Here is a 22,198-nt window from a genome sequence, read left to right as displayed (position 1 = left end):
CCCCGTTTGCGGCGCGGCAATCACCCGCTACGAAGGTCATCCATGCCCCACAGCCAAACCTCTGCACCTCGCGTCGGCTTCCTGAACGGACGTCTCGCACGCGGAGCATCGCCGTGGCTCCTGCCGACCGTCGCCACCGCGGCGCTCAGCCTCACCCGGGCCCGCAAGTCCGGACGCTGGGCCGCCGCGGCCGTGCCCGCCACCGCTCTCGCGGCGGGCATGCTGTGGTTCTTCCGCGACCCCGAGCGTGAGATCACCCAGGGCCGTGTCATCTCGCCCGCAGACGGTGTGGTGCAGAGCATCATGCCGTGGAAGGACGGGCGTACCCGCGTCGCGATCTTCATGAGCCCTCTGAACGTCCACGTCAACCGCGCGCCGCTGGCCGGCACGGTGACGTCCGTGGAGCACATCCCCGGCGGGTTCGTCCCGGCGTTCAACAAGGAGAGCGAGAACAACGAGCGCGTCGTCTGGCACTTCGACACCGAGCTCGGCGACATCGAGATGGTGCAGATCGCCGGCGCCGTCGCGCGACGCATCGTCCCGTACCTGCCGGCCGGCACCAAGGTGGAGCAGGGCGAACGCATCGGTCTGATCCGCTTCGGCTCCCGCGTCGACATCTACCTCCCCGAGGGTGTCGAAGTCGCGGTCGAGGTCGGACAGGCCACCACCGCGGGGGTGACCCGAATTGACCGTGACTGACCCTGAGACCCCCTCGACCCCGTCGCAGGGCTGGGTTCCCGAACCCGCCGAGGAGGAGTCCCCCGAGGACGACATGCCGCTGTCCCTGCGGCTGTCGATAGCGGACACGCTCACCCTCGGTAACGCCACGTGCGGATTCATGGCGGTGTACTTCACCACCACCGGGATCCTCATTCCGCACCTCACCGGCAGCGGCGAGTCGGGCATGGCCCGGCACAGCGCGGCGACCGCGGTGATACTGATGCTCCTCGCGGCGGTCTTCGACCTCTTCGACGGCATCGTCGCCCGGAAGCTGCGCAGCTCGCCGATGGGCGCGGAGCTGGACAACCTGTCCGACCTGATCAGCTTCGGCCTGGCGCCGGCGTACTTCGTGCTGGTCTACGGCATGGTCGCCGACGACGCGCACCAGAAGATGTCCGCGCTGGCGGCCATCGTGGTGCTGCTGGCGGTCGTCCTGCGACTCGCCAGATTCAGCTGCGTGACGCTGAAGGACGGCATGTTCCAGGGCATGCCGAGCCCCTTCGGCGCGCTGACGGTCGTCTCGATCGTGCTGCTGGAGCTGAAGTTCATCCCGACGCTGCTGGCGATCATCGGTGTGGCGTGGCTCATGGTGAGCCGGGTCGAGTACCCGAAGCCGCGGGGTGTCCTCGCGGTGGCGATGCTGAGCTGGATCGTGGGCGCCATGGGCCTGCTCGCGGCCTGGGCGTTCGACGCGCCGGGCGGCCAGCTGCTGCTCCAGACGGGCTGCGCGCTCCAGATCGCCCTGGCGGCGACGATCCCGCTGTTCGCGACTACCCGTCGCGCGAACACGTTCCGCCACAACCGCCGCGAGGCGCGCGCGACGCAGATCCCCTGACCGGGGCCAAGCGAACCAAGAAGGGCCCCCGATGCCACCGAGGCACCGGGGGCCCTTCCGCGTACATGGGTCCTGCCGGGCGCCCTGGGAGCCCGGCAGGGCCCGGGTACGGCGGAGGCCCGGCGTCCTGGTGGGCGCCGGGCCTCGGGGGCGGGAGGGTCAGAGGGTGTCGGCGGCGATGGCGGCCGCGACCCGCTCCAGCAGCGGGCCCGCGTTGGCGATGCACTTCGCCGGATCCGGCTCGATCTCCGTCAGCGGGTACGCCCGCCGGATCCCGGCCGCCCGGAGCGCCTCGGGTTCCAGCAGGAGGCGGCCGCAGACCGCCACGACCTCCTTGCCCGCCGCACGGGCCGCGGCCGCGACGCCCGCCGGGGCCTTGCCGTGCAGGGTCTGCTCGTCCAGCGAGCCCTCACCGGTGATCACCAGCGTGGCCCGCTCCAGGGCCGGCGCGAAGCCCAGTACGTCCAGCATCAGCTCGATGCCGGGGCGGAACGACGCGCCGAGCAGCAGCGCGCCGTAGCCGATGCCGCCCGCGCCGCCCGCGCCCGGGGAGGCCGCCAGCTCGGCGGCCTTCGGGCCGATCGCCTCCGCCAGGACCACCGCGAAGTGCGCCAGCGCCGCGTCCAGCGTCGCCACGTCCTGCGGCGAGGCCCCTTTCTGCGGTCCGTAGACCGCCGGGGCGCCCTTCGGGCCGGTCAGCGGGTTGTCCACGTCGCTCGCCAGGACGAATTCGACCTCCGCGAAGCGCGGGTCGACCCCGGAGAGGTCCGCCGAGGCCAGCTCGGCCAGCGCGCCGCCGCCCGGACCGACCGGCTCGCCGCTGCCGTCCAGGAACACCGCTCCCAGCGCGGCCAGCATGCCCGCGCCGCCGTCGGTGGTGGCGCTGCCGCCCACGCCGAACACGATCGAGCGCGCGCCCGCGTCCAGCGCGGCCTTCAGCACCTCGCCGGAGCCGTACGTGGTCGCCGTCAGCGGGGCGAAGACACCCGCCGGCAGCAGCTGGAGCCCGGAGGCCTCCGCCATCTCGACCACCGCGGTGCCGTCGCGCAGCGCGAACGCCGCCGTGACCTCGTCGCCGAGCGGCCCGGTGACCCGTACCTCCCGGCGTTCGAAGCCGGCCGCGACGGCGGCCGCGACCGTACCGTCCCCGCCGTCCGCGACGGGGAGGGTCTCGACCTCCACGCCCGGTACGGCCCGGCGGAGCCCGGCCGTCACCCGCTCCGCGACCTGTACGGCCGTGAGCGAGCCCTTGAATTTGTCCGCGGCGATGAGCACGCGCGCGGTCTCAGTTACTGCTCCGTTCGTCACCTTGCTGATCCCTTGCTATCGAACAGTGCAGTCGCGCCCGCCATGAGCGTATCCGGAGGATCCTCCTATGCCCATGCGTGGCCTGGGCCACACCCGGCGCGCCATGGCCCTAAATACGGATATACGCCTGCATAGTGTGGCCCCATGAGTACGGAATCACTGGCCCAGTCACCTCCGGAACCCCCAGGTGGGAGCCCGGGCGGCGCGGACGGCGCCCCCGACCTCAGCCTCGTCGCCATCGGAGTGATCGCCGTGCTCGCCGTCGTCGCCTGGGCGGCGCTCGGCAAGGATTCCTTCGACACGGCGTCCGCCGCCGCCCTCGCGTGGGTGCTCGCCAATTTCGCCTGGCTGTTCGTGATCGCCGCCGACGTGTTCCTCGTCATGTGCGTCGTCCTCGCCATCAGCCGCTTCGGCCGGATCCGGCTCGGCGCCGACGACTCCGAGCCCGAGTTCACCAACCTCGCGTGGATCGCGATGATGTTCAGCGCCGGCATGGGCATCGGCCTGATGTTCTACGGGGTCGGCGAGCCCCTGACCCACTACCTGAACCCGCCGCCCTCCTCGGGCGCCGCCCCCGGCACCGGGGCCGCCGCCCAGGCGGCCCTCGACTACTCCTTCTTCCACTGGACCCTCACCCCCTGGGCGATCTACGGCATCGCCGGCCTCGCCCTCGCCTACGCGACCTTCCGCAAGGGCCGCGGCAACCGGCTCAGCTCCGCCTTCGTCCCGCTGATGGGCCAGGAGAGGGCCGACGGCTGGCCCGGCAGGGCCGTGGACCTGCTCGCCGTCTTCGCCACCGTCTTCGGCACCGCCACCAGCCTCGGCCTCGGCGCGCTCCAGGTGGCCGAGGGGCTCAGCCTCACCGCCGGGACCGATAACTCCACCTCCGTCCAGCTCATCATCATCGCCTCGCTGTCCGCCGCCTTCGTGCTCTCGGCCTTCTCCGGCCTCCACAAGGGCGTCAAATGGCTCAGCACCATCAACCTCGTGCTCGCCGCCGCGCTGATGCTCTTCGTGTTCGTCCTCGGCCCGACCGTCTACGTCCTCGACGTGATCCCGGCGAGCGTGGGCAGCTACCTCCACGAACTGCTGCCCATGGCCACCCGTACCGGGGCGTTCACCGACAGCGCCTGGCTCGGCGCGTGGACGATCTTCTACTGGGCCTGGTGGCTCTCCTGGGCCCCCTTCGTCGGCACCTTCATCGCCCGCATCTCCCGCGGCCGCACCATCCGCGAGTTCCTGATCGGCGTCCTGCTGGTCCCCAGCGGCGCCACGGCCGTCTGGTTCTGCGTCATGGGCGGCACCGCGATCCGCCTCGACTCCACCGGCGCCGCGGATCTCGCCGTGAAGGTCAAGGACGGGGCGGAGGCCTCCCTCTTCGCGATGCTCGACGCGCTCCCGCTGGGCACGCTCACCTCGTACGTCGCGATGGTCCTGGTCATGACCTACTTCGTCACCAGCGCCGACTCGGCCTCGCTGGTGATGGGCTCGCTCACCAGCCGCGGCTCCCTGAACCCTCCCACCTGGCTCGTCGTCACCTGGGGCATCCTGATGGCGGCGGTCGCCGCCGTCCTCCTCGTCGCGGGCGGCCTGAAGTCCCTGCAGACCGCCACCATCCTGGTCGCGCTGCCCTTCGTCCTCGTCATGCTGCTGCTGTGCTGGGCCCTGGTCACCGAACTGCGCCAGGACCCCGGAGCGGGCCCCGCCCGCCACCACCCCCTGCACGGCATGCGCGACGCGGTCAGGGCGATGGTCGGCGACGCCCTCACCGAGCAGGGCCCGGCCCGCCACCACCGGCTGCGCCGCGTCGCCGGACCGGGCCGGGCGGGCCGGGGGGACGACGGCGCGGGTACCCCGGAGCCGTAGGCCTTCCGGGGCGCCTGGGTAGGGTTGCCGGGTGACCACCACGGATGACTACGCCACGTACATCGCGAGCCTGCCCCGGGTGCTGGCCGGCGCCGCCGCGCTCTACCTCGACGCCGCCGGCCGGGTACTGCTGGTCGAGCCCAACTACCGCGAGGGCTGGGCCCTGCCGGGCGGCACGATCGAGTCCGACCTGGGCGAGTCCCCGCGTGCGGCGGCCCGCCGCGAGAGCGCCGAGGAGATCGGCCTCGACCTGCCGCTCGGGCGGCTCCTCGCCGTCGACTGGGTGCTCGGCAGCGCCCGCCCGCCGCTGGTCGCCTACGTCTACGACGGGGGCGTCCTGGACGAGGCGCGGCTCGCCGCGATCACGCTCCAGGAGGATGAGCTGCTCTCCTGGCGGATGGTCGAGCCCGCCGAGCTGACCTCCTACCTCCCGGGGGCGCTCGGTCTGCGCACCGAGGAGGCGTACCGGGTCCTGACCTCCGGCGAGGGAACCGCGGAACTGGAGAACGGCCGGCGTCCGGCGGCCACGTAGGGCCACCGGCCGTAAGGCACCCATCGAGAGCAGGACAGAATCAGCACATGATCACCATGTACGCCTGGCCCAGCACCGCCGACGGGCCGGATGCCCTGCCCATGGTCCACTTCACCACCGAGGAGCAGGCCGGCGGTGAAGTCACCCCGGAGGGCATGCCGGTCTGGCTCTTCGACACCGCCATCCGCGACGGCGGCTGGGCCCAGTTCACCGACTTCGACGGCTGGTCGGTCCCGGCGCCCGGCTGGCGGGCCCTCTACCGCCGCGAGGACGACTTCCTGGCCGTCACCGGCCCCGGCTCCTGCGAGGGCTGGTACGAGGGCAACCTCGGCGCCGACGAGGAGTGGGTGACGGCCGCCGGCGCCCAGCAGAGCCTGGTCCTGCTCGCCGCGCCGGTCCAGCACCCCTCGCTCTACGGGTACGCGGTGGAGGCCGGCGCGGCGTTCGCCCTGCTGGTCCCGCTGATGGTGGTCTGAGGCCGGATCCAGGCCGGGCCCGGGCCGGGCCGGCTTCCGTTACGCGCGGCTCCCGGCCTCGAAGTCCAGCAGCCGGACCTTGCGGTCGATCCCGCCGCCGTAGCCGGTCATGCCGCCCGAGGCTCCGATCACGCGGTGGCAGGGGACGATGATGCCGACCGGGTTCTTCCCGTTGGCCAGGCCCACCGCGCGCGAGGCGTTCGGCTTGCCGAGCCGGGCGGCGAGTTCCCCGTACGACCAGGTCTGGCCGTACGGGATGCGCACCAGCTGCTCCCACACGCTGCGCTGGAACTCCGTGCCCTCCAGCCGGACGGGGACGGTGAACTCGGTGAGCTCGCCGGCGAAGTACGCGGTCAGCTGCGCCACCACGGCCGGGAACGGCTCCTCGCCGGCCGGGACGCGCTCGCCGAAGGACTCCTCGGCGGGACGGTGGCGCTGGCCGGTCATGTAGAGGCCGCTGAGGACGCCGTCCGAGGCGACCAGGGTGAGCGGGCCGTAGGGGCTGTCGACGACGGTGTGCTGCTTGCTGTTCATGACGGGTCGTACTCCTCAGACGGGCAGGCGGTTGATGGGGTGGCCGTCGGTGGCCCACAGGTACTGCACGGCGTACGCGCGCCAGGGCCGCCAGTGCGCCGCCCGGGCCGTCAGCGCGGCCGGGGTGGAGGGCAGTCCGAGCTCCTTCGCGGCCTTGCGGACGCCCAGGTCGGACGCGAGGAACGCGTCCGGGTCGCCGAGGGCGCGCATCGCGATGACCTCGGTGGTCCACGGCCCGAACCCGGGCAGGGCGTTCAGCCGGGCGCGGGCGTCCTCCCAGTCGCTGTCGATGCCCAGCGGCAGCGATCCGTCGGCGAGCGCCGAGACCAGCGTGGTGAGCGTGGTGCGGCGGCTGCGCGGCAGGGCCAGGGACTGCGGGTCCAGCTCGGCGAGCGCCTGCGGCGAGGGGAACAGGTGGGTCAGCCCGCCCTCGGGGTCGGGGTCGGTCACCGGCTCTCCGTACGCGGTGACCAGCCGGGCGGCGTGGGTCCGCGCGGCGGCGGTGGACACCTGCTGGCCGAGGACGGCGCGCACGGCGAACTCCGCCGCGTCGACCGTACGGGGAACCCGGCGGCCGGGGGCCTTGTCGACGAGCGGGGCGAGCAGCGGGTCGGAGCGCAGCTGGTCGTCCACGGCCTCCGGGTCGGCGTCGAGGTCGAGCATCCAGCGGCAGCGGCTGATGGCGATCGTCAGGTCGCGCAGGTCGGTCAGGGCCAGCTGGCAGCCGATGTGGTCGGGCCGCGGGGTGAGCGCGACGACGCCGGTGCCGTACGGGAGCCGCAGGGTCCGGCGGTACGCCCCGGCCCGCCACTCCTCGACGCCGGGGACGGCGGTCGCGGCGAGGTGCCCGAAGAGGTTGTCGGGGTTGAGCGGGGCCCGGTAGGGCAGCCGCAGCGCGATGGTCCCCGGCACCTGGGGCTGCTGGTGCCGGTGCGCCTTCTCGGCGCGCCGGCGCAGCTCGCCGGGCGCCAGGGCGAACACCTCGCGGACGGTGTCGTTGAAGGTGCGGATGGAGGAGAACCCGGCGGCGAAGGCGATGTCGCCCATGGGGAGGGCGGAGGTCTCGATGAGCAACCGGGCGGTCTGCGCGCGCTGCGCCCGGGCCAGGGCGAGGGGCCCGGCCCCGAGCTCGGCGCCCAGCTGCCGTTCCACCTGGCGGGTGGAGTAGCCGAGGCGGGCCGCGAGGCCGGGGACGCCCTCGCGGTCCACGACGCCGTCCTGGATGAGCCGCATGGCGCGGGCGACGGCGTCGGCCCGGGCGTTCCACTCGGGGGATCCCGGGGAGGTGTCGGGCCGGCACCGCTTGCAGGCGCGGAACCCGGCCTGCTGGCAGGCGGCGGCGCTGGGGAGGAAGGTCATGTTCTCGACCTTGGGCGGCACCGCGGGGCAGCTGGGCCGGCAGTAGATCCCGGTGGTCCGCACGGCGGTGAAGAACCAGCCGTCGAAGCGGGCGTCCTTCGACCGCACGGCCCGTACGCAACGGTCGGTGTCGGTGTACATGGCTCCAGGATCCCGGCCGGCCGGCGTGGAGGCTGGCGGTTTTCCGACATCAAGTCTAGCGGCCGGCCGGGAGCGCCCGGAGGGGGTCAGGCGGTGGCGGGGGCGGGAGCGGCGGCCAGCAGGGCCTGCGTGGTGGTGACGCGGGCGAAGCCGCCGCCCTGGAGGTTGACGGCCGTGGCGGTGGCCAGCTGCTCCGCGGTGAGGGCCGGGCCCTGGGGGCCGGCGCTCAGGTCGAAGGTGTGCGTGGCGTCGAGCGGGACGAGGACGTCGTAGCCCAGGTTCCCGGCCATCCGGGCGGTGGTCTCGACGCACATGTTGGTCTGGATCCCGGCCACCACCAGCTGGCCCACGCCCTGGGCGGTGAGCCACTCGGCAAGGTCGGGCGTCCCGTAGAAGGAGGAGTTCACGGTCTTGTCGATCCGCAGGGCCGCCCGCCCGCCCCGCTCCTCGACGAAGTCCTTGAAGGCGTGGCCGGGGTGGCCGGCCGCCAGTACGGAGCCGGGGTTCACGGAGGTGTGCCGTACGAGGACCAGCGGGCGGCCCGTCGCCTCCCACGCGTCCATCAGGGCGGCGATGTTGGCCTCGGCGGCGGGGGTGTTGCGGGGCCCCCAGAACGGGGCGTCGTCGAAGCCCTTCTGGACGTCGATGACCAGCAGGGCGGCGTTGTCGGCGAGGTGGAACTCGGTGTCGTTCATGGCTCCATGCTGTCCGGCGGGAGGGTGCCCGCGACAGCGGCCGAACGGACCCGGATCGATGAGATCCTGCCAGGCTGGCAGGATCGCCCGCGGAGCGCGCACACTGGGCTCATGCACCGCGTCGCCGTCGTCGTCCAGCCCGGGATCCGCAGCTTCGACCTGGCCGTCATCACCGAGGTGTGGGGATCCGACCGCCGCGGGCTCGGGGTCCCGCCCTTCGAGCTGCGCCGATGCGCCCTGGACTCCGGGCCCATCGAGCTGCCCGGCGGGCTGACCCTGGCACCGGACCGGGGGCTCGACTGGCTCGCCGGGGCCGATCTGGTCGTCGTACCGGCGCTGGCCGAGCCCTCGGCGCCGACGCCGGAGCCGGTCCTCGCCGCGCTGCGGGAGGCGCACGCCCGGGGCGTCCCGGTGGCCGCGCTGTGCGCGGGCGCGTTCATCCTGGCCGAGGCCGGGCTGCTGGAGGGCCGCCGGGCGGTGACGCACTGGTCGCTGGCCCCGCTGCTGGCCGCCCGCCACCCGGGGGTGCTGGTGGAGGACGCCCCGCTGTACGTGGCGGACGACGGGCTGTGGACCTCCGCCGGGGTGGCGTCCGGGATCGACCTCTGCCTGCACCTGGTCCGCGAGGCCCACGGGGCGGAGGCCGCCGCCGCGATCGCCCGCTCGATGGTGACGGGCCCCTTCCGCACCGGCGACCACGCCCAGTACCTGGACCGGCCCACCCCGGCGGCCGACCGGACCGCGGAGGCGCTGGCCGCGGTCCGGGAGCGGGCGCTGCTGCGGCTGCACGAGCCGCTGGACGTGGCCACCCTGGCCGGCTGGGCCGGGATGTCCCCGCGCAGCTTCGCCCGGCACTTCGCGGCGGCCACCGGCACCACCCCGCACCGGTGGCTGCTGAACCACCGGCTCGACGCGGCCCGCCGGCTCCTGGAGCGCACCGACCACCCGGTCCCGGAGGTGGCCCGCCGGGCCGGGTTCGCGAGCGAGGTAACCTTCCGCCAGCATTTCACCGCGTACGTCGGCCTCGGCCCGCGCGCCTACCGCGCGGCGGCCACCGCCACACCGGCGCCTGCCACCAGGGCGAACCCTGCCTGATCGGCACGCCATCCCCTCACTTCCCCGACAGTGTTAGAAATGGCTCATGACAGGACGTTTTGGCCGACCCAGGGGATCACCGGTGACACCGCCCCCGCAGTCGGCCGGGCACCGGGCGGGCCTGCCCGCGCGCTTGTCACGCGCGCTGCGCAGCGTCGCCGGTCAGGTGTTCGTCCTCCAGGCCGTCATCGTGGTCCTGCTGATCACCGCGGCCACCCTGGCCCTGGTCTACCAGGCGCGGTACGACAGCGAGCGCGACGCCCGCGACCGCTCGCTCGCCGCCGCCGAGGCCTTCGCGCACGCGCCCGGTCTCCCCCAGGCGCTGAAGGCTCCGAATCCCACCACCGTGCTCCAGCCGCTCGCCGAGTCCGCCCGCCGGGCCTCCGGCGTGGACTTCGTCTCCGTCATGAACACCGACGGGATCCGCTACACCGACGCCCGGCCCCGGCTGATCGGCCGGCGCGCCACCGGCGACCTGTCCCGGGCCGTGCGCGGGCAGACCTTCACCGAGGTCTTCAAGGGCACGCCGAGCGACGCGGTCCGCGCCGTGGCCCCCGTACGGGACGCGAGCGGCGCCGTCGTCGGCCTGGTCGGCACGGGCATCGAGATCGAGAACGTCTCCACCGTGGTCGGCAAGCAGCTCCCGCTGCTGCTCGGGGCCGCCGCCGGCGCGCTGGTGCTCGGCACCGGGGGCGCCGCGCTCGTCAGCCGGCGGCTGCGGCGCCAGACCCGGGGTCTGGGCGAGGCCGAGATGACCCGGAGGAACGAGCACCACGAGGCGGTCCTGCACGCCGTGCGCGAGGGCGTGCTCATCATCGACTCCGACCACCGGCTCATCCTGGCCAACGACGAGGCGCGGCGGCTGCTGGCCCTGCCGCCCGACGCCGAGGGACGCGGCGTGGGCGACCTGGGTCTCGACCCGCGCACGACCTCGCTGCTGGAGTCCGGGCGGGTCGCGACGGACGAGGTGCACCTGGCGGGTGACCGGCTGCTCGCCGTGAACGTACGCCCCACCAAGCCGTACGCGGGCATGCCCCCGGGCACCGTGATGACCCTGCGCGACACCACCGAGCTCGCCTCGCTCTCCGGCCGCGCCGAGGTGGCCCGGGGCCGCCTCCAGCTGCTGTACGAGGCCGGGGTGAGCATCGGGACGACCCTGGACGTGGTGCGCACCGCCGAGGAGCTGTCGGAGGTGGCGGTGCCGCGGTTCGCGGACTTCGTGACCGTGGAGCTGCTGGAGCCGGTGCTGCACGGCGAGGAACCCTCGGCCGCGGGCGGCGCGTACACGCAGATGCGCCGGGCCGCGATGAGCGGGATCCGCACCGACCAGCCGCTCCAGCCGGTCGGCGACGTCATCCGGTTCGTGGTGCCGACCGCGCCGATGGCGGCGGCGCTGGACGCCGGGCGGGCGGTGCTCGCGGCCGATCTGAACGGGGCCTTCGGCTGGCGGGCCCAGGACCACGAGGGCACCCGGATCGCCCTGGAGTACGGGCTGCACTCGCTGATCTCCGTACCGCTCCAGGCGCGCGGGGTGGTCCTCGGGATGGCGAACTTCTGGCGGGCCGACACGCCGGAGGCCTTCGACGAGGAGGACCTGTCCTTCGCCGAGGAGCTGGGGGCCCGCGCCGCCGTCTCCATCGACAACGCCCGGCGCTACACGCGCGAGCACGCCACGGCCGTCGCGCTCCAGCGGAGCCTGCTGCCGCGGGTGCTGCCCGACCTGAGCGCCGTGGACGTGGCGTTCCGGTACCTGCCGGCGAAGGCCGGGGTGGGCGGGGACTGGTTCGACGTGATCCCGCTGCCGGGAGCCCGGGTGGCGCTGGTCGTCGGGGACGTCGTGGGCCACGGGGTGCACGCGGCGGCCACGATGGGCCGGCTGCGCACGGCGGTGCACAACTTCTCCACGCTGGACCTGCCGCCGGACGAGCTGCTGGGCCACCTGGACGAGCTGATCGACCGGATCGACCAGATCGAGACCGGCTCCGGCGGGCAGGAGGGCGGCGGGGAGCGCGGTGTCACCGGCGCCACCTGCCTGTACGCGGTCTACGACCCGGTCTCCGGGCGCTGCACACTGGCCAGCGCCGGGCATCCGGGGCCCGCCGTGGTCCACCCCGACGGGCGGGTCGACTTCCCGGAGCTGCCCGCCGGGCTGCCGCTGGGGGTGGGCGGCATGCCGTTCGAGACGGCCGAGCTGTGGCTGGCGGAGGGGAGCCGGCTCGCGCTGTTCACGGACGGCCTGCTGGAGGACCGCGACCGGGACTTCGACACCGGTCAGGCGCTGCTGCGGGAGGCCCTGGCACAGCCCGGCCGCAGCCCCGAGCAGGCGTGCGCGGACGTCCTGGCCGCGCTGCTGTTCCCGGCGCCGAGCGACGACATCGCCCTGCTGGTGGCCGACACCCGGCGGCTGGAGCCCGACCGGATCGCGGAGTGGGAGGTACCGGGCGATCCCTCGGCGGTCTCGCGGGTGCGCAACGCGGGCTCGGCGCAGCTCGTCGCGTGGGGGCTGGAGGAGATCGCCTTCACCACCGAGCTCATCCTCAGCGAGCTCGTCACCAACGCGATCCGGTACGGGAACCAGCCGGTGCGGGTGCGCCTGCTGCGCGACCGCAGCCTGATCTGCGAGGTCTCCGACGGCAGCAGCACCTCCCCGCACCTGCGGTACGCGGCCACCACCGACGAGGGCGGGCGCGGGCTGTTCCTCGTCGCGCAGTACGCGGACCGGTGGGGCACCCGGTACACGGAGCGCGGCAAGGTCATCTGGGCCGAGGTCCCGCTGACCGGTGGCGCGGACCCCGCGTCGACGGCGCTGGACCTGGACGCGCTGGAGGACCTGGCCTGGTGACCGGCGGCCCGTACGCCCGGCCGGGCGGCGGGCTCACGGGGCGGCGACGGGCGGGGCGGCGGCGCGGCTCACGGGTCGGCAGCGGACGGGGCTCACGGGTCGGCGGCGCGGCTCACGGGTCGGCCGTCGGCGCCGGGGCCACCGGACGGGCCAGCAGCACGGCCACGTCGTCCTGCGGGGCGCCCGGCAGCAGCCGCTCCAGGATCCCGTCACACAGGGCCTCCAGGGGCTGTCCGGCCTCCGCCAGGGCCGCCGCGAGCTGCTCCATGCCCTCGTCGAGGTCCCGGTGGCGGGCCTCGATCAGCCCGTCGGTGTAGAGGACGAGCAGGCTTCCGGGCGGCAGCCGCACCTCCTCGGTGCGGAAGTCGTGGCCGCCCGTGCCGAGCGGGGTCCCCGGCGGGCCGTCGAGGTAGGTGACCTCCCCGTCGGCCGTGACCACGGCGGGCGGCGGATGCCCGGCCCGGGCGATCACGCAGCCGCCGGACTCCGGGTCGTGGACGGCGTACACGCAGGTGGCCATCTCGTCCTCGCCGAGGTCCGCGACCACGGCGTCGAGGGAGCTCAGCATCCGCGCGGGCGGCACGTCCAGCCGGGCGAGGGTCCGTACCGCCGTGCGGAGCTGGCCCATGACGGCCGCCGCGTGCACGCCGTGGCCCATGACGTCGCCGATGACCAGGCCGGTCCGGCCGCTGGGCAGCCGGATCACGTCGAACCAGTCGCCACCGACGTCGTGGTCGCTGGCGGGCAGGTAGCGGCCGGTCAGTTCGAGCCCGGTGACTTGCGGCAGGGCGTTGTTGGTGAGGCTGCGCCGGAGGGTGAGGGCCGCCGCCCGCTGGGTGGTGTAGAGGCGGGCGTTGTCGATGTTGAGGGCGGCGCGGGCCACCAGCTCGTCGATGAGGACGCAGTCCTGCCCGTCGAAGGGCTCCCGCTCGCGCAGCCGGGTCACGGCGACCGCGCCGAGCACCCGGCCGCGCGCCACGAGCGGCACCATCCGGGCCGATCCGAGGGTGGCGAGGTAGCCGCGCAGCGCCTCGGCCCGCGGGTCGGTGATCAGCGCCGGGATGTCGGCGGCGTACAGGTTCATGGGGTGCCCGTCGGCGATGACCCGCTCGTAGACGGTGCCCAGCGGGATCTGGAAGGTCTGCCCGGGCACCAGCCTCGCGGTGGGCGCGTACGGGTCGGGGAACACCGCGGCGAGCCGGCGCAGCACGCCCCGGCCGGAGCCCGCGGCGGCCCCGGCGCTGTCGTCGGGATCGAGCACCGCCTCCAGCAGCTGGACGTCGGCCGAGTCCGCGAGCTGCGGCACCAGTACGTGCACGATCTCCTCGGCGGTCTGGCGCAGGTCCAGGGTGGTCCCGATCCGGGTGCCCGCCTCGGCCAGCAGCGCGAAGCGGCGCTGGGCCCGGTCGGCCTCGGCCTGCGCCCGCTGGCCCTCGGTGATGTCGATGAGGGAGGCGATCAGGCCGAGCCTGCGCCCGGCGCCGTCGAGCAGCGGGGCGTACGAACAGGACCAGGTCCGGTCGTGGTCGGGGTCGGCGGGGGTGCGGCCGGTGCGCCGGACGTCGACGACGGCGGTGCCCCGGTCCAGGACCTGGCGCATCGTGGCCTCCAGCGCGTCGGCGTTGACGCCGGGCACCACCTCGGTGAGGCGTTTGCCGAGGTGGCCGGCGGCGGAGACGCCGTTCATCCGGGCGAGCGCGTCGTTGACCCGCAGGAAGCGCAGGTCCGGGCCGAGGGTGGCGAGGCCGATGGGCGACTGGGTGAACAGGCTCTGGAGGGCGGCGAGGGAGTCGCGCATGTGGAGGACCTCGGAGGTCTCCACGGCGATGAGCATGGCTCCCCTGCGCCCCCGGGGGTCGACGGCGGGGACGATCCACATCTCCATCGCCACCCGGTGCCCGTCGCGGTGGCGGACCGGCAGGGTGCCGACGACGGTCTCCCCCGCCTGGACGCGCCGGGTCAGTTCCCCGGCGAGCTCGCGGTTGGGGTCGGGGACGAGTACGGCGGCGCCGAGGCGGCCGATGATGTCCTCGGGGCGGTACCCGAGGAGGTCCTGGGCGGCCAGCGACCACTCGACGACGCGGCCGTCGGCGTCCTCCCGCCACAGGGCGATCGGGAGCAGCTCGCGGAGCACGCCCGCGTACCCGACAGCCGCCTCCGGCTGGTCCGGCACCTCGCTCGTCGACTGGTAAGTGTCCAATGCACCGACCTCACCCCGGGGGGCCCGACTTCCTTCCGATTCACCCTAACCGAGGCGTCCGCGCACGGCGCTGCGTCCGGCGGCGGCCCTTGGGGCGGCGGTGTGGGCGCAGTAGCGTGGGCGACGCCCACGCTCCGCCCGGCCGCTCCCGAAGGGAACCCCCCGATGACCCGCATCGCACTCGTCCTGGGCGACATCACCGGCGAGGAGGCCGACGCGGTCGTCAACGCGGCGAACTCCTCCCTGCTCGGGGGCGGCGGTGTGGACGGTGCCATCCACCGGCGCGGCGGGCCGGAGATCCTTCAGGCCTGCCGGGCGCTGCGCGCCTCCCACTACGGCAAGGGCCTGCCGACGGGCCGGGCGGTCGCCACCACGGCGGGCCTGCTCCCGGCCCGGTGGGTCATCCACACGGTGGGTCCCGTCTGGTCCCGCGAGGAGGACCGCTCGGCGCTCCTCGCCTCCTGCTACCGCGAGTCGCTGCGGGTGGCGGACGAGCTGGGCGCCCGTACGGTGGCCTTCCCGGCGATCTCCACGGGCGTCTACGGCTGGCCGATGGACGACGGCGCGGATCGCGGTCGAGACGGTACGGGCGGCGGCCACGGCCGTGGAGGAGGTCCGCTTCGTCCTCTTCGACGAGGCGGCGGCCGGGGCCTTCGCGGAGCGCGTGAACCCGTAGGGCGCCCCGCGGGCCGCTCCGGCCGCCGCGGGCCCCGCTGGCCGCGCGGGCCCGCCGCTACGCCGGGCCTTCGTGGAGCACGGACAGGATGTTGCCCGCCGGGTCCTTGAACCAGGCGATGGACGGGCCGGTCCGGGCGTCGCGGGCGATGCCCTTGGCGTCCTGGTCGAAGCCGTCGTAGACCTCGAACGACACGCCGCGCGCGGCGAGGGCGTCGACGGCCTCGTCGATGTCGTCGACGGTGAAGTTCAGGACGGTGAATTCCGCGGGCCGGTGGTCGTCCTTGGGATAGAGCATCACGTCATGGCCCCCGGCGAGGTGCACCGCCAGGATGCCCATCGTCTCGTCCACGGCGACGTCCAGCCCGAGCGTCTGCCCGTAGAACTCCTTCGCCGCCCCGATGCTGTCCACCGAGTAGCTGCCGAACGCCTTGCTCGCTCCCAGCATGGTGACCGCCTTCCGTTGCCCCTCTCCCCATCGTCTCCCCGATGCCGGGCGCACGCACCGCCCGTCCGGGGTGCGCGGACGGGCCCTAGCGCTCGCGCAGGTGCCGCCACACGGCCTTCGCGGCGTTGTGGCCCGACATGCCGTGCACGCCCGGGCCGGGCGGGGTGGCCGAGGAGCAGAGGAACACCGCCGGGTGGGCCGTCGCGTACGGGAACAGGCTGAGCTTGGGCCTCAGCAGCAGCTGGAGGCCCGAGGCGGCGCCGCAGGCGATGTCCCCGCCGATGTAGTTGGGGTTGCGGGCGGCCAGCTGCGGGGGTCCGGCCGTGGCGCGGGCGAGCACCAGGTCGCGGAAGCCGGGGGCGAAGCGTTCCAGCTGCCGCTCGACGGCGTCGGTGAGGTCGCCGTCCCAGCCGGCCGGGACGTGCCCGTACGCCCAGAACACGTGCTTGCCCTCGGGCGCCCGGCCGGGGTCGACCAGGCTGGGCTGCGCGGTGATCAGGAAGGGGTTGCGGGGGGCCCGCCCGCCGGAGGCCAGTTGCAGGGCGGCGTCGATGTCGGCGGAGCGCGGGCCGATCTGGACGGTGCCGGCCCGGCGCGGTGCCTCGGCGGTCCACGGGACGGGGCCCGACAGGGCGTAGTCGATCTTGAACACTCCGGCCCCGTACCGGTATCCGTCGTAGGCGCGCCCCAGCCGGGCGATCCGGGCCAGCGCGGTCGGCGAGGTGTCGAAGACGTACGCCCGGGCCGGCGGGAGCTCGTCGAGGCGTTTGACCTCGAAGCCGGTGTGGACGCTCCCGCCGAGGTCGCGCAGGTAGCCGGTGAGCGCGTCCGAGATGGACTGGGAGCCGCCGCGCGGCATCGGCCAGCCGTTCGCGTGCGCGGCGAGCGCGAACACCAGGCCGACCGCGCCGGTGGCGATGCCGCCGAGCGGGGCGATGACGTGCGCGACGAGCCCGGCGAACAGCGACCGCGCCCGGTCCTCGTGGAAGCGGCGCAGCAGCCAGGTGGAGGGCGGCAGCCCGGTGAGCCCGAAGCGGGCGAGCGTGACGGGGTCCCGGGGCAGCGCGGTGGACGGCAGCGACATGAAATCCCGGGCCAGGGTGTCCCACTTGCCGAGGTACGGGGCCACCAGCCGCCGGTAGGCGCCCGCGTCGCGCGGCCCGAACGAGGCGGCCGTCTCGGCGACGGAACGGGAGAGCACGGCGGCGGTGCCGTCGTCGAAGGGGTGGGCCATGGGCAGCGGCGCGTGCAGCCACTCCAGCCCGTACCGCCCCAGCGGCATGGTGGCGAAGACCGGGGAGCCGGCGCCCAGCGGGTGCACGGCGGAGCAGGGGTCGTGCCGGAAGCCGGGGAGGGTGAGTTCCTCGGTCCGGGCTCCGCCGCCGACGGTGTCGGCCGCCTCGAACACGGCCACCGAGAAGCCCCGCCGGGCCAGTTCGACCGCGGCCGTCAGCCCGTTGGGCCCCGCCCCCACCACGACCGCATCGAGAATCGACGGCACCTTTGCGACTCCTTCGTCCGGCAGCGGCATCGTGTCCAGGATATGGGCCCGGGGCCCGGGACCCGCGGCCGGTTACGCGCCGCGCAGCAGTTCGCGGATCCGCACCGCCGTCGCCTCGTCCCGGCCCACCGCGAACGGCAGCTCGTTGTCCCGGTCCACGCGGAACGGCACTCCGCCGACGGTGCTCTGCGCGCCGCCCGCCTCGCCGACCAGGAGCAGTCCGGCCGCGTGGTCCCACGCCGAGGGCCAGGTGAAGGCGAGGCCGTCCATCTCGCCGCGCGCCACCTTCAGGTACTCCAGGCCGGCCGAGCCGCAGGGGCGGGGCGCGACCCCGGGGACGTCCAGGCGGGACAGGGTCCGCTTGTCCGCCTCGCTGGTGTAGAGGGGGTGGGCGATCGCCACCCGCAGCGCGGCGCCCGGCTCCGGCGAACCGCTGCGTATCCGCTCGCCGTTGACGTAGGCGCCCTGCCCGCGCACGGCGGTCGCCAGCTCCTCCAGCGCGGGGGCGAAGGTCCAGGAGGCGAGGATCTCGCCGCGCACGGCCAGGGCGACCAGGGTGCAGAAGGCGGGGTCCCCGTTCACGAACTGGCGGGTGCCGTCGACCGGGTCGACGATCCACACCGGGGCGTCGGCGCGCAGCGCCCCGTACACGGCGGGGTCCGCGTGCACGGCTTCCTCGCCGACCACCGCCGAGCCGGGCAGCAGCCGGGTGAGCGCGGCGGTGAGGTGCTCCTCGGCCTTGCGGTCGGCGACGGTCACCAGGTCGTGCGGGCCGCTCTTCTCGTCCACCTCGTGGTCGGCGAGCTGGCGGAATCTCGGCATGATCTCGACCGCGGCCGCCTTGCGCACGGCTTCTTCCACGGCGGACAGGTCACGGGCCAGAAATTCATCGATCATGCCCCCAGCAAAGCACGCCCGTCCGACAAACCCCACCGCCGATGCCCGACGGACCGCCGGACACGGGATGGCCCGCCGGTGAACGCCTCACCGCCCGGCCCGCCGCTCCCCGCGCATGAGGACCGTGTACAGCAGCAGGGACGAGCCCAGACCGACCGCCCAGCCGTAGTCCGCGAGCGGCCGCAGGAAGGGGATCAGCCCGTCCTGCGGGAAGGGTCCCTGGCCGGGCGCCGAGTGGGAGCCCCCGGTGGCCAGCACCCCGCCGACGAGGAAGGCCGCCAGCGCCTTCGGGTTCCAGCCGCCCCGGTACCAGTACGGCCCGCCCGCCCGGTAGAGGTCGGGCAGCGACAGCCGGGTGCGCCGCACGATCCAGTAGTCGGCGATGAGGATCCCGGCGACGGTGCCGAGCAGCCCGCCGACCAGGCCGAGCCAGGTGAAGATGTACAGCTCGGGGGTGGAGGTCAGCTTCCACGGCATGATCAGCACGCCGACCACGCCCGTGATCATCGCCCCGGTGCGGAAGTTGATCAGGCGTGGCGCCAGGTTGGCCAGGTCGTACGCGGGGGAGACGACGTTCGCCGCGATGTTCACCGAGAGGGTCGCGACCAGCACCGTCACCAGGGCGTAGAGCAGCCCGAAGACGCTGTCCGCCTTGGCGACCAGCTCCACCGGGTCCCAGATCGGCGTGCCGTACACCGCCTGCGAGCCGGAGGTGACGAACACCGACAGCAGCGCGAACAGGGTCATCGTGGTCGGCAGGCCCAGCGTCTGCCCGAGGATCTGGGAGCGCTGGCCGGCGCCGAAGCGGGTGAAGTCCGGGATGTTGAGCGAGAGGGTGGACCAGAAGGCGATCATCCCCATCAGCGACGGGAAGAAGACCGGCCAGAACTCCGCTCCCCAGCCGAGTTCGGACGGCTGGCTGAGCAGCTCGCCGAAGCCGCCCGCCTTCAGCCCGATCCACACGAAGAGCGCGAGCGCGCCGACGATGACGAACGGCGCGGCCCAGTTCTCGAAGCGCCGCAGGGTCTCCATCCCCCGGTAGATGATGGCGAGTTCGAGGATCCAGAAGAGGAGGAAGCACAGCCACAGCGGCCAGGGCTGACCGGCGATCTGCCCCGCGTCGCCCCAGCCGCCGAAGATCTCGCCGAGCAGGACGTAGATCCCCGACCCGCCGATCCAGGTCTGGATCCCGAACCAGGCGCAGGCCACACCGGCCCGGATCAGCGCGGCCAGATTGGCCCCGCGCACCCCGAACGAGGCCCGGGCCAGCACCGGGAACGGGATCCCGTACTTGGGGCCCGCGTGCCCGGTGAGCAGCATCGGTGCCAGCACGATGACGTTGGCGAGGGCGATGGTGAAGACCGCCTGCTTCCAGTCCATCCCCAGCGCCACCAGCCCGGAGGCGAGCAGCCAGGAGGGGATGTTGTGCGCCATGCCGACCCACAGGGCCGCGAAGTTGTACGTCGTCCAGCGCCTGGCCCCGACCGGTACGGGGAGCAGGTCGTCGTTGGCGAAGCGGTCGTCCGAGGGGACTTCGCCGGGTGCGAGCTCCACTCGGTCCCGGGTCTCGCCGGCCGTGCGGTCCGCCATGAGCACACCCCTTCGGGTCGGGTGGGGAGCAGGATCAGGCTCTGAGCGCCGGGATCACGTACTGCCCGTAGGCGTCGATCGTGGCCTCCTTCGCGTCGTGCATGTCGTACACCGCGAACTGGTCGACGCCGAGGTCGCGCAGGGCGCGGAGTTTTTCGATGTGGGCTTCGGCCGGGCCCAGGAGGCAGAAGCGGTCGACGATCTCGTCGGGGACGAAGTCGGCGGAGGGGTTTCCGGTGCGGCCGTGGTGGCTGTAGTCGTAGCCCTGGCGGGCCTTGACGTACTCGGTGAGTTCCTCGGGGACCATGCCGGAGTGCTCGCCGTAGCGGGAGACGAGGTCGGCGACGTGGTTGCCGACCATCCCGCCGAACCAGCGGCACTGTTCGCGGGCGTGGTCCAGGTCCTCGCTGACGTACGCGGGGGCCGCGACGCAGATGGTGATCGCGGCCGGGTCGCGGCCGGCCGCCGCGGCGGCGTCCCGGACCGACTTGACCATCCACTCGGTGAGGAAGGGGTCGGCGAGCTGGAGGATGAACCCGTCGGCCTTCTCCCCGGCCAGGGCGAGGGCCTTGGGGCCGTACGCGGCCATCCAGACGGGCAGCTCGCCGTCCTTGACCCAGGGCAGCCGCAACGGATTGCCGTCGACGAGGGCCTCGCGGCCCTCGGCGAGGTCGCGGATGACGTCGATGGCCTCGCCGAGACGGGCCAGGGTGTTGGGCTTGCGCCCGGCGACCCGCATCGCCGAGTCGCCGCGGCCGATCCCGCACACCGTGCGGTTGCCGTACATGTCGTTGAGGGTGGCGAAGGTGGAGGCGGTGACCTCCCAGGTGCGGGTGCCCGGGTTGGTGACCATCGGGCCGACGCGCAGTTTCTGCGTGTGGGCGAGGATCTGGCTGTAGATGACGAACGGCTCCTGCCACAGCACGGCCGAGTCGAAGGTCCAGCCGTAGCGGAACCCGTTGCGCTCCGCGCGCTTCATGAGGCTGACGACGCCGGAGGCGGGCGGGTCGGTTTGCAGGACGAGGCCGAAGTCCATGGCGGCTCCTTGCTACTTGCTGCTGGGCCCTTACAGGTACTGGCAGGTGGAGCGGGGGACGAAGACGCCGTGCCCGGCCCGGCCGGTGTACTCGCGCCGGTCGATGACGACTTCGCCGCGCGAGAGGACCGTGTCGACGCGTCCGGTGATCCGCTTGCCCTCGTACGCCGAGTAGTCCACGTTCATGTGGTGCGTCTCGGCGGAGATGACCTGCTCGGCGTGCGGATCGTAGAGGACGATGTCGGCGTCGGCGCCCGGCGCGATGGTGCCCTTCTGGGGGTAGAGGCCGAACATCCGGGCCGGGCTCGCGCAGGCGATCTCGATCCAGCGGCGGCGGCTGATGTGCCCGTCCAGGACGGCCTGGTGGAGGAGGTCCATCCGGTTCTCCACCCCGGGCAGGCCGTTGGGGATCTTCGAGAAGTCGCCGCGGCCGAGCTCCTTCTGGCCGCTGAAGCAGAACGGGCAGTGGTCGGTGGAGACCACCTGGAGGTCGTTGGTCCGCAGGCCCCGCCACAGCGCCGCCTGGTGCTCGCGCGGGCGCAGCGGGGTGGAGCAGACGTACTTGGCGCCCTGGAAGTCGGGCTCGGCGAGGTTGTCGGTGGACAGGAACAGGTACTGCGGGCAGGTCTCGCCGAAGACCGGCAGGCCCTTGTCGCGGGCGGCGGCGAGCTCGGCGACGGCCTCCTCCGCCGAGACGTGGACGACGTAGAGCGGGGAGCCGGCCACCCGGGCGAGCTGGATGGCCCGGTGGGTGGCCTCGGCTTCGAGGAGGACCTTGCGGACCTCTCCGTGGTGGCGGGGGTCGGTCTCGCCGCGGGCCAGGGCCTGTTCGACGAGGACGTCGATCGCGATGCCGTTCTCGGCGTGCATCATGATCAGGCCGCCGTTGCCGGAGGCCCGCTGCATGGCGCGCAGGATCTGCCCGTCGTCGCTGTAGAAGACGCCCGGATAGGCCATGAACAGCTTGAAGGAGGTGACCCCCTCCCCCACCAGGTGGTCCATCTCCTTCAGGGTCCCCTCGTTGACGTCCGAGAGGATCATGTGGAAGGCGTAGTCGATGGCGCAGTTGCCGTCGGCCTTCTCGTACCAGGTGTCGAGTCCCTGGCGCAGGGCCTGGCCCCTGCTCTGCACCGCGAAGTCGACGATGGTGGTGGTGCCGCCCCAGGCGGCGGCCCGGGTGCCGGTCTCGAAGGTGTCGGAGGCGGCGGTACCGCCGAAGGGCAGCTCCATGTGGGTGTGCGCGTCGACCCCGCCGGGGATGACGTACTTCCCGCTCGCGTCGATCGTACGGTCGGCGGTCCAGGCCTCGGCGGCCGCCGAGCCGTGGGCCGCGAGGGCGGCGACGCGGCCGTCCTCGATCAGCACGTCGGCGTGGAGCTCGTCGGCGGCCGTGATGACGAGGCCGCCGCGGATGAGGGTGCGGTGGGTCATGTGGCGTCTCCCCGTGG

Annotated in this window: 18 protein-coding genes and 1 pseudogene; 8 read left to right on the top strand and 11 right to left on the bottom strand. The window is 73.8% G+C overall.

Annotated features, from left to right (window positions below):
- Positions 1–42 precede the first annotated feature (42 nt).
- The gene (locus IE248_RS07705) at positions 43–699 is read left to right on the top strand and encodes a phosphatidylserine decarboxylase (protein WP_008737909.1); all 657 of its coding nucleotides are present in this window, start codon (positions 43–45) and stop codon (positions 697–699) included.
- 73 nt (positions 700–772) lie between these two features.
- Positions 773–1,555 (top strand): CDP-diacylglycerol--serine O-phosphatidyltransferase, encoded by a 783-nt coding sequence (gene pssA, locus IE248_RS07700; protein WP_008737915.1) that lies wholly within the window; start codon positions 773–775, stop codon positions 1,553–1,555.
- Between the two features lie 159 nt (positions 1,556–1,714).
- On the opposite strand, the gene IE248_RS07695 is transcribed toward pssA, so the two are convergent.
- The gene (locus IE248_RS07695; protein ID WP_190030247.1) at positions 1,715–2,863 is read right to left on the bottom strand and encodes a glycerate kinase; all 1,149 of its coding nucleotides are present in this window, start codon (positions 2,861–2,863) and stop codon (positions 1,715–1,717) included.
- Between the two features lie 144 nt (positions 2,864–3,007).
- Here IE248_RS07695 and IE248_RS07690 point away from each other — a divergent pair, with 144 nt between their 5' ends.
- Genes IE248_RS07690 through IE248_RS07680 form a run of 3 tightly spaced genes read left to right on the top strand, consistent with a single transcriptional unit; the run spans position 3,008 to position 5,737 of the window.
- On the top strand, positions 3,008–4,729 hold the full coding sequence (locus IE248_RS07690; RefSeq protein WP_100580362.1) for a BCCT family transporter: 1,722 nt from the start codon (positions 3,008–3,010) through the stop codon (positions 4,727–4,729).
- A gap of 31 nt (positions 4,730–4,760) precedes the next feature.
- Positions 4,761–5,261 (top strand): NUDIX domain-containing protein, encoded by a 501-nt coding sequence (locus tag IE248_RS07685; protein ID WP_073796889.1) that lies wholly within the window; start codon positions 4,761–4,763, stop codon positions 5,259–5,261.
- Between the two features lie 47 nt (positions 5,262–5,308).
- A complete protein-coding gene (locus tag IE248_RS07680) occupies positions 5,309–5,737 on the top strand; it encodes a hypothetical protein (RefSeq protein ID WP_037798462.1) in 429 nt (142 codons plus the stop codon).
- A 39-nt stretch (positions 5,738–5,776) separates the two neighbouring features.
- Here the strand turns inward: IE248_RS07680 and IE248_RS07675 are convergent, their stop codons facing one another.
- The 3 genes from IE248_RS07675 to IE248_RS07665 all read right to left on the bottom strand — a co-directional run bounded on the left by IE248_RS07675 (position 5,777) and on the right by IE248_RS07665 (position 8,466).
- Positions 5,777–6,271, bottom strand: a complete 495-nt coding sequence (locus IE248_RS07675) for a methylated-DNA--[protein]-cysteine S-methyltransferase (protein ID WP_073796890.1) — start codon at positions 6,269–6,271, stop codon at positions 5,777–5,779.
- Positions 6,272–6,286: 15 nt separating this feature from the next.
- Entirely contained in the window at positions 6,287–7,771 is a 1,485-nt protein-coding gene (locus IE248_RS07670) for a DNA-3-methyladenine glycosylase 2 family protein (protein ID WP_073796891.1), read from the bottom strand.
- A gap of 86 nt (positions 7,772–7,857) precedes the next feature.
- Positions 7,858–8,466: a cysteine hydrolase family protein gene (locus IE248_RS07665; RefSeq protein ID WP_190030246.1), complete on the bottom strand. Its 609-nt coding sequence runs from the start codon at positions 8,464–8,466 to the stop codon at positions 7,858–7,860.
- A 111-nt stretch (positions 8,467–8,577) separates the two neighbouring features.
- Here IE248_RS07665 and IE248_RS07660 point away from each other — a divergent pair, with 111 nt between their 5' ends.
- Together IE248_RS07660 and IE248_RS07655 are read left to right on the top strand one after the other, a co-directional pair.
- On the top strand, positions 8,578–9,561 hold the full coding sequence (locus IE248_RS07660; RefSeq protein WP_037798455.1) for a GlxA family transcriptional regulator: 984 nt from the start codon (positions 8,578–8,580) through the stop codon (positions 9,559–9,561).
- Positions 9,562–9,607: 46 nt separating this feature from the next.
- Positions 9,608–12,403, top strand: a complete 2,796-nt coding sequence (locus IE248_RS07655; RefSeq protein ID WP_079196110.1) for a SpoIIE family protein phosphatase — start codon at positions 9,608–9,610, stop codon at positions 12,401–12,403.
- Between the two features lie 112 nt (positions 12,404–12,515).
- Here IE248_RS07655 and IE248_RS07650 read toward each other — a convergent pair whose 3' ends face one another.
- Entirely contained in the window at positions 12,516–14,603 is a 2,088-nt protein-coding gene (locus IE248_RS07650) for a SpoIIE family protein phosphatase (RefSeq protein ID WP_190030245.1), read from the bottom strand.
- 165 nt (positions 14,604–14,768) lie between these two features.
- Between IE248_RS07650 and IE248_RS07645 the strand changes: the two are divergent.
- A pseudogene (locus IE248_RS07645) lies at positions 14,769–15,279 on the top strand (O-acetyl-ADP-ribose deacetylase).
- 57 nt (positions 15,280–15,336) lie between these two features.
- Here the strand turns inward: IE248_RS07645 and IE248_RS07640 are convergent.
- From IE248_RS07640 to hydA, 6 genes are all read right to left on the bottom strand, one after another.
- Entirely contained in the window at positions 15,337–15,726 is a 390-nt protein-coding gene (locus IE248_RS07640) for a VOC family protein (RefSeq protein ID WP_073796894.1), read from the bottom strand.
- Positions 15,727–15,811: 85 nt separating this feature from the next.
- A complete protein-coding gene (locus IE248_RS07635; protein ID WP_008737942.1) occupies positions 15,812–17,227 on the bottom strand; it encodes a phytoene desaturase family protein in 1,416 nt (471 codons plus the stop codon).
- Positions 17,228–17,299: 72 nt separating this feature from the next.
- On the bottom strand, positions 17,300–18,124 hold the full coding sequence (locus IE248_RS07630; RefSeq protein ID WP_037791166.1) for an inositol monophosphatase family protein: 825 nt from the start codon (positions 18,122–18,124) through the stop codon (positions 17,300–17,302).
- 87 nt (positions 18,125–18,211) lie between these two features.
- Positions 18,212–19,714 (bottom strand): NCS1 family nucleobase:cation symporter-1, encoded by a 1,503-nt coding sequence (locus IE248_RS07625; protein ID WP_190030244.1) that lies wholly within the window; start codon positions 19,712–19,714, stop codon positions 18,212–18,214.
- A 34-nt stretch (positions 19,715–19,748) separates the two neighbouring features.
- On the bottom strand, positions 19,749–20,750 hold the full coding sequence (locus IE248_RS07620; RefSeq protein ID WP_190030243.1) for a TIGR03842 family LLM class F420-dependent oxidoreductase: 1,002 nt from the start codon (positions 20,748–20,750) through the stop codon (positions 19,749–19,751).
- Positions 20,751–20,780: 30 nt separating this feature from the next.
- Positions 20,781–22,181 (bottom strand): dihydropyrimidinase, encoded by a 1,401-nt coding sequence (gene hydA / locus IE248_RS07615; protein WP_190030242.1) that lies wholly within the window; start codon positions 22,179–22,181, stop codon positions 20,781–20,783.
- Between the last annotated feature and the right edge of the window lie 17 nt (positions 22,182–22,198).

The organism is Streptomyces goshikiensis (assembly GCF_014650555.1).
GTDB lineage: Bacteria > Actinomycetota > Actinomycetes > Streptomycetales > Streptomycetaceae > Streptomyces > Streptomyces goshikiensis.
Note: the sequence above shows the minus strand (reverse complement) of the source record. Positions and strands in the feature narration are given on the sequence as shown.

Coding starts and splice junctions, on each gene's coding strand:
- hydA (WP_190030242.1), bottom strand. CDS start 22,181: ATGACCCACCGCACCCTCATCCGCGGCGGCCTCGTCATCACGGCCGCC.
- IE248_RS07660 (WP_037798455.1), top strand. CDS start 8,578: ATGCACCGCGTCGCCGTCGTCGTCCAGCCCGGGATCCGCAGCTTCGAC.
- IE248_RS07640 (WP_073796894.1), bottom strand. CDS start 15,726: ATGCTGGGAGCGAGCAAGGCGTTCGGCAGCTACTCGGTGGACAGCATC.
- IE248_RS07630 (WP_037791166.1), bottom strand. CDS start 18,124: ATGATCGATGAATTTCTGGCCCGTGACCTGTCCGCCGTGGAAGAAGCC.
- IE248_RS07670 (WP_073796891.1), bottom strand. CDS start 7,771: ATGTACACCGACACCGACCGTTGCGTACGGGCCGTGCGGTCGAAGGAC.
- IE248_RS07620 (WP_190030243.1), bottom strand. CDS start 20,750: ATGGACTTCGGCCTCGTCCTGCAAACCGACCCGCCCGCCTCCGGCGTC.
- IE248_RS07675 (WP_073796890.1), bottom strand. CDS start 6,271: ATGAACAGCAAGCAGCACACCGTCGTCGACAGCCCCTACGGCCCGCTC.
- pssA (WP_008737915.1), top strand. CDS start 773: ATGCCGCTGTCCCTGCGGCTGTCGATAGCGGACACGCTCACCCTCGGT.
- IE248_RS07655 (WP_079196110.1), top strand. CDS start 9,608: ATGACAGGACGTTTTGGCCGACCCAGGGGATCACCGGTGACACCGCCC.
- IE248_RS07690 (WP_100580362.1), top strand. CDS start 3,008: ATGAGTACGGAATCACTGGCCCAGTCACCTCCGGAACCCCCAGGTGGG.
- IE248_RS07665 (WP_190030246.1), bottom strand. CDS start 8,466: ATGAACGACACCGAGTTCCACCTCGCCGACAACGCCGCCCTGCTGGTC.
- IE248_RS07705 (WP_008737909.1), top strand. CDS start 43: ATGCCCCACAGCCAAACCTCTGCACCTCGCGTCGGCTTCCTGAACGGA.
- IE248_RS07680 (WP_037798462.1), top strand. CDS start 5,309: ATGATCACCATGTACGCCTGGCCCAGCACCGCCGACGGGCCGGATGCC.
- IE248_RS07625 (WP_190030244.1), bottom strand. CDS start 19,714: ATGGCGGACCGCACGGCCGGCGAGACCCGGGACCGAGTGGAGCTCGCA.